At 64.1% G+C, this 5,031-nt stretch carries 6 protein-coding genes; 5 read left to right on the top strand and 1 reads right to left on the bottom strand.

The window, feature by feature from the left end; genetic code table 11:
* Positions 1 to 154: 154 nt before the first annotated feature.
* Positions 155 to 859, top strand: coding sequence for a DUF1573 domain-containing protein (locus VD811_12190; GenBank protein ID HXV21736.1), 705 nt, complete (start codon positions 155 to 157; stop codon positions 857 to 859).
* A 75-nt stretch (positions 860 to 934) separates the two neighbouring features.
* Here the strand turns inward: VD811_12190 and gshB are convergent, their stop codons facing one another.
* Positions 935 to 1,879 carry a glutathione synthase gene (gshB, locus tag VD811_12185; protein HXV21735.1) on the bottom strand — a complete coding sequence of 315 codons (945 nt, stop codon included), beginning with the start codon at positions 1,877 to 1,879 and terminating at the stop codon, positions 935 to 937.
* A 139-nt stretch (positions 1,880 to 2,018) separates the two neighbouring features.
* On the opposite strand from gshB, the gene VD811_12180 reads away from it, so the two are divergent.
* The 4 genes from VD811_12180 to VD811_12165 all read left to right on the top strand — a co-directional run.
* Complete coding sequence (locus VD811_12180) at positions 2,019 to 2,453, top strand: ubiquinol-cytochrome c reductase iron-sulfur subunit (protein HXV21734.1); 435 nt, start codon at positions 2,019 to 2,021, stop codon at positions 2,451 to 2,453.
* Positions 2,454 to 2,462: 9 nt separating this feature from the next.
* A complete protein-coding gene (locus VD811_12175) occupies positions 2,463 to 3,563 on the top strand; it encodes a cytochrome bc complex cytochrome b subunit (protein ID HXV21733.1) in 1,101 nt (366 codons plus the stop codon).
* Entirely contained in the window at positions 3,560 to 4,375 is an 816-nt protein-coding gene (locus VD811_12170; GenBank protein ID HXV21732.1) for a multiheme c-type cytochrome, read from the top strand. The genes VD811_12175 and VD811_12170 overlap by 4 nt, the downstream gene beginning before the upstream one ends.
* A gap of 55 nt (positions 4,376 to 4,430) precedes the next feature.
* Positions 4,431 to 5,031: hypothetical protein (locus VD811_12165; GenBank protein ID HXV21731.1), on the top strand; the 601-nt coding region annotated here is incomplete at its 3' end.

Here is a 5,031-nt window from a genome sequence, read left to right as displayed (position 1 = left end):
GTTATTCTATAGCAAGATAGAGCATTTGTGTCAATTTATTCGCTCGGGCAAAAGGGCTGGCCAGCGTTGGCGGTGCTATGCTATCTTGTGGTTGTTCCGTTTCCAGGGTATCGATGAAGGTCGATGCCTGTGCCAGACCAGGGAGGTTGCGCGCATGAAAACAATTTTTCTCGGATTTCTCTCGGTGTTTCTTCTTCTGCTGCCGGCAGAGGCTCCCGCCGGCGGGCCGAAGCTCGTCGCAGCGGATGCGGATTTCAGCTTCGGCCAGGTGTTCCAGGGGACGAAGGTGGAGCATACCTTCCGTTTCCGCAATAACGGCGAGGCGCCGCTGGCCGTTGAAAAGGTTCGCAGCTCCTGCGGCTGCACGGCGGCGCTCCTCTCGGCCACATCGATCCCCCCCGGTGGCACCGGCGAAATCCGGACCACCTTCGATTCCGCCCGGTTTCGCGGCGCCGTGGTGAAGACCGTTTATCTCTACGTCAACGATCCGGCGCAGCCGGTTGCCCAGTTCCACCTGCGCGGGACGGTCATGCCGGAGCTGGTGCTGGAACCCGAGCAGGTCGAGTTGGGCAAACTGACGCCGGGGACTGAAACGGAAGCGCGCGCCATCCTGACCAACCAGGGAGAGCAGGAGATTACCCTGTCTCCCCCGGAAACCACCAGCAGCGAGTTGAACGCCGAACTTGCCGCAATGCAACTGCCTCCCGGCAAGAGTGTCCAGCTGATCGTCAAGGCCCTGCCGCGGGAGGGCAAGGCGCGGCTGAGCGGCTATGTCATGATCAAGACCAGCAGCCCGCGGGTCCCCATGTTGCGTCTTCCCGTTTACGGCAATGTCGGGGAAAACTCTCCCGGCCGCTGACCTTGCCCATTACCTGATCCGAATCAGGAAAGCCCCTTTGTGCCGAGAGGGCTTTCCCCTCTCGAAACTGCGGGCTCAACTGCGGCAGCGGCGCTCGACATAGTCGATGATCTTGCGCTCCAGTCTCTCGCCGGTCAGATCGTCCATCTCGCGCAGGCAGGAAGGGCTGGTGATGTTGACCTCCAGAACGTGTTGGCCGACCAGATCGGCGCCCGCCAGAACAATCCCCTCCCGGCTGAGCCAAGCCCCCAGGCGGGCGCAGATGGCACGGTCACTGTCGGTCAGTTCGCAGGGCAGGCAGCGGCCGCCGGCGTTGACGTTGGAGCGGAAGTCGCCAGGAGCCGGCACGCGCCGGAGCCAGCCGAGAATCTCCCCCCCCAGCAACAGCACGCGCTTGTCCCCTTCGGCAATTTCAGGCAGGAAGCGCTGCCCCTGCACGTAGCGGCTGCCGGCGGCAGTCACCTGGTCGATGAGGGCACGGCGGTTGGGATCGTCGCGGGTCAGGGAAAAGATGCCGCGGCCGCTGCAGTCGTCCAGGGGTTTGAGGACGATCCGGCCGATCCGGTCGAGAAAGTCGTTGAGGTCGCGGGCGGCGCGGGAGACGACCGTTTCCGGCAGCAGTCCCGGCAGATGGAGCGGGATCAGCTTCTCGCAGTGGCGGCGCAGTGCCTGGGCCGGGTTGACCTGCAGCACCCGTGGCGGCAGCCGATCGAGGATGTAGGTGGCGTGCAGGTAGGCGGCGTCCACCGGCGGGTCCTTGCGCATGTAGAGTACATCGATCGTTGCCAGATCGAGCTCCCGCTCCTCGCCGGCTGCAAACAGCTCAGCCCCGGGCGGGAAAACCACGGGGCGGACCCGAGCACTGGGTGATTCGTTAACCAGCCGCAATTCTGCAAGGGTGCAGTAGAATACCTGCTGGCCGCGGCGCAGGCTCTCCCGCATCAGGGCCAGGGAGGTGTCGGTGGGTGGGTCGAGGCGCTCGGGCGGATCGATGATGAAGACCGCAGTCAGGGCGGGCATGGCTTTTTCCTTCAGCAAATGGTTGAAAGAAGATGGCCGACGTTTATAATGTAGGGCGCTTTGCCATTGATTGCAACGTGGCTGTCGGTCTTCGGGCGATGGCCGCCCTTTCTTGCAGGATTGCCAGGCAGGAGGCTCCATGGAGAACGACCGGATACCGCCCGAACGGCGGCGTTTTTTTCTGATCATCATGCTGAGCGGCATCGGAGCGGTGCTGGCTGCGGCTGCCTCCTGGCCGGTCTGGCAGTATCTGGCTCCCCGCAAGGGGGTGGGGGAAAAGGAGAAGGTTACCATCCCCCGGGACCAGGTGCCGCTGGGCGGAACGCATTTCTTCACGTTTCGTGGCCATCCTGCCGTGGTCCTGCAGGAGAAGGCGGGTGTGTTCATCGCCCTCACCGCGGTTTGCACCCACCTCGGCTGCATCATCAAATGGTTGCCGGAGAAGGGCGAGTTTGAATGCCCCTGCCATGCCGGCAGTTTTTCCCCGACCGGCACGGTGCTCGGCGGACCGCCTCCCAAACCCCTGGAGTCCTATCCTGTCAGCGTGCAGGATGATTCCATCGTGATCGGATAGGGGGCGACCATGGCCTGGCGTAAACAAATCGTCGACTGGCTCGACCTGCGACTGGGGATCAGGGACCTCCTCGAGCAGAACCTGACCAAATACCTGCTGCCCCGCAACATCAATATCTGGTACACCCTGGGGGCGGTGCTGATCACCCTCTTCGTCCTGCAGTTCGTCACCGGCATTCTGCTGCTGATCTACTATGTCCCCGACCCGGCGGAGGCTTTCCTGAGCGTCACCCGGATCATGAACGAGGTTCCTTTCGGCTGGCTGATCCGCTACCTGCATGTGGTCGGCTCGAACGTCATCGTGATTGCGCTGCTGCTGCACATGCTCTCGGTGCTGTTCATGAAGAGCTACTACCGGCCCCGCGAGCTGACCTGGCTCTCGGGTTTCCTGCTTTTCAACCTGAGCTTAGGTCTCTGCCTGACCGGCTATCTGCTTCCCTGGAGTCAGCTTTCCTTCTGGGCGACCACCGTCGCCACCGACGCTGCCGGCGCCATTCCCCTCATCGGCGACGAGGTGGTGCGCTTTCTGCGCGGCGGACCGATGGTCGGGGATGTCACCCTGGGCCGCTTCTTCGCCCTGCACGTCATGGGCATGCCTCTGCTGCTCGGGCTGCTGGTGGGCCTGCATCTCTTCTGCGTGCGCCGGGCGGGGGTCTCCCGCCCCCCCTTCGGTCCCGACTACGAACCCTGGGAGCCGCAGGGGAGCTTCCGGCACCAGGAGCACCCGGGCGGCATCCCGTTCTTCCCCCACTACACGACCAAGGACACGGCCGTCATCTTTTTCTTCCTGGCGGCGCTGCTGGGGGTGGTCTTCTTCGCCCCGTGGCTCTTTCTCCCCCCGGGTGCCCTGGAACCGGCCGATCCCTTCGTCACCCCGGCACACATCAAGCCCGAGTGGTACTTCCTCTGGGCCTACCAGACGCTGAAGATCTTTCCGAGCAAGATGCTCGGCCTGGGCGTCCAGGCCGCCCTGATGACCTTCCTCGCCCTGCTTCCCTTTATCGACCGGGGACCGGAGCGGCGGCCGGCCCGCCGGCCGCTCTTCGTGGCCTGCTATGTGCTGGGGGTTCTGCTCATTGCCGGCATTTCCGTCTGGGGGCATTACTCATGAGGGAGGCAAACGTGATGTTGCTGGCCAAGAGCTGTCTGCTGCTGTTGTTGGCCCTCGTGGCGCCCGGCGTGCTCTTCGCCGAGGAGACCGTCTGCATCCAGTGTCACGGCGGCCAGCCCGGCCGGCTCGGCGAACCGGTTAACTTGTGGCGGCAGAGCGTCCATGCGGTCAATGGCATCTCCTGCCATAGCTGCCACGGCGGCGATCCCACCGACTTTGCCAATGCCATGAGTCCCGCACGGGGCTTCATCGGGGTGCCGAAGGGAGAGGCCATCCCCGATTTCTGCGGCCGCTGCCACGTCGGGGTCAGGGAGGACTACCTGCAAAGCGCCCACGGCGAGGCCCTCGGCCTCGGCGGGCCGCAATGCGTCACCTGCCACGGCAACCATGCCGTCCGGCTGGCTACGCCAGACCTGATCAATCCTCAGGACTGCACGCGCTGCCATGATTACGGCCGCGCGGACGAGATCAAATCGGCGGTGGTCGAGACCGACCGGATGATCGCCGACCTGGAGCATTCGCTGGAGGCACTGCATCGGGTCGGGATTGCCACCAAAGAGATGCGCGGTGAACTCTTCTCCCTGCGCAACGACTTTCATCGCCTCTTTCACAGCGTCGATGTCGAAAAGGTTCGCAGCCAGACGGCCGATTATCAGCAGAAGCTCGGAAAAATCCGCAACCGTGGCGCCGCCATCGAGGAAGAGTTGGCCCGGCGCAAGTTGTGGGGCGGAGTTGTGGTGGCTTTGCTGGTGCTTGGCGGCATCCTGGCCATGCTTCTGCACAAAGCCTACCTGGACGAGGAGCGGCGCTGACGCTCCGGCAACCCTGCGGCCCTGTACTGTTCTTTAGGCTCCAGGCTGGAATGATATGCCATCCATCTCTCCCGAAAACCTGCCGCTGCTCAAAGCCGTTCTGCTGCTGACGCTGTCCGCGCATTTCTCCCTGCTCGGGGTGTTGCTGGGTGCGACGTCGGCGGCCCTCATCCTCGATACCTTCGGCCGGCTTGACCGCCGCCGGCACTGGCGGGCACTGGCCGTCGAACTCGTGGTCAGAACCATGCCCGGCCGGGGGACGGCCCTGCTGCTGACGCTGACGGCTGCCCTGCTCCTGCTCGGCGTGCAGCTCGGTTATCCGCCGCTGGTTGCCGCCGACGTCTTCTGGGGTTTGACGCTGGCGCCCCTCTTCCTCGGCCTCGTTGCCCTGACCGTTTATCGGCGGCTGCTGCCGCGTGAGGAGAGTGGCCTGATGCTCGCGTCAGGCCTCGGCGCGGCGGGTGTTCTGCTCGGGCTGCTCTCCTGCTTTCTGCTCTGCTGCGGGGCCGGCCTGCTGGTGATGCCCGAGAAATGGCCCTTTCTTGCCGCCGATCCACGGCTGCTGCTCTCCTGGGTCGGAACCGCGAGGTATCTGGAATTCACCTGCCTCTCCCTGGTGGCGACCGGGATCCTGATTCTTTTGCCGGTCCGGTCGC

Source organism: Desulfuromonadales bacterium, from assembly GCA_035620395.1.
Lineage (GTDB): Bacteria > Desulfobacterota > Desulfuromonadia > Desulfuromonadales > DASPGW01 > DASPGW01.
Note: the sequence above shows the minus strand (reverse complement) of the source record. Positions and strands in the feature narration are given on the sequence as shown.

Bases quoted from the DNA above. Each gene is read 5' to 3' on its own strand.
- VD811_12190 (HXV21736.1), top strand. From the start codon at position 155: ATGAAAACAATTTTTCTCGGATTTCTCTCGGTGTTTCTTCTTCTGCTG.
- gshB (HXV21735.1), bottom strand. From the start codon at position 1,879: ATGCCCGCCCTGACTGCGGTCTTCATCATCGATCCGCCCGAGCGCCTC.
- VD811_12180 (HXV21734.1), top strand. From the start codon at position 2,019: ATGGAGAACGACCGGATACCGCCCGAACGGCGGCGTTTTTTTCTGATC.
- VD811_12170 (HXV21732.1), top strand. From the start codon at position 3,560: ATGAGGGAGGCAAACGTGATGTTGCTGGCCAAGAGCTGTCTGCTGCTG.
- VD811_12175 (HXV21733.1), top strand. From the start codon at position 2,463: ATGGCCTGGCGTAAACAAATCGTCGACTGGCTCGACCTGCGACTGGGG.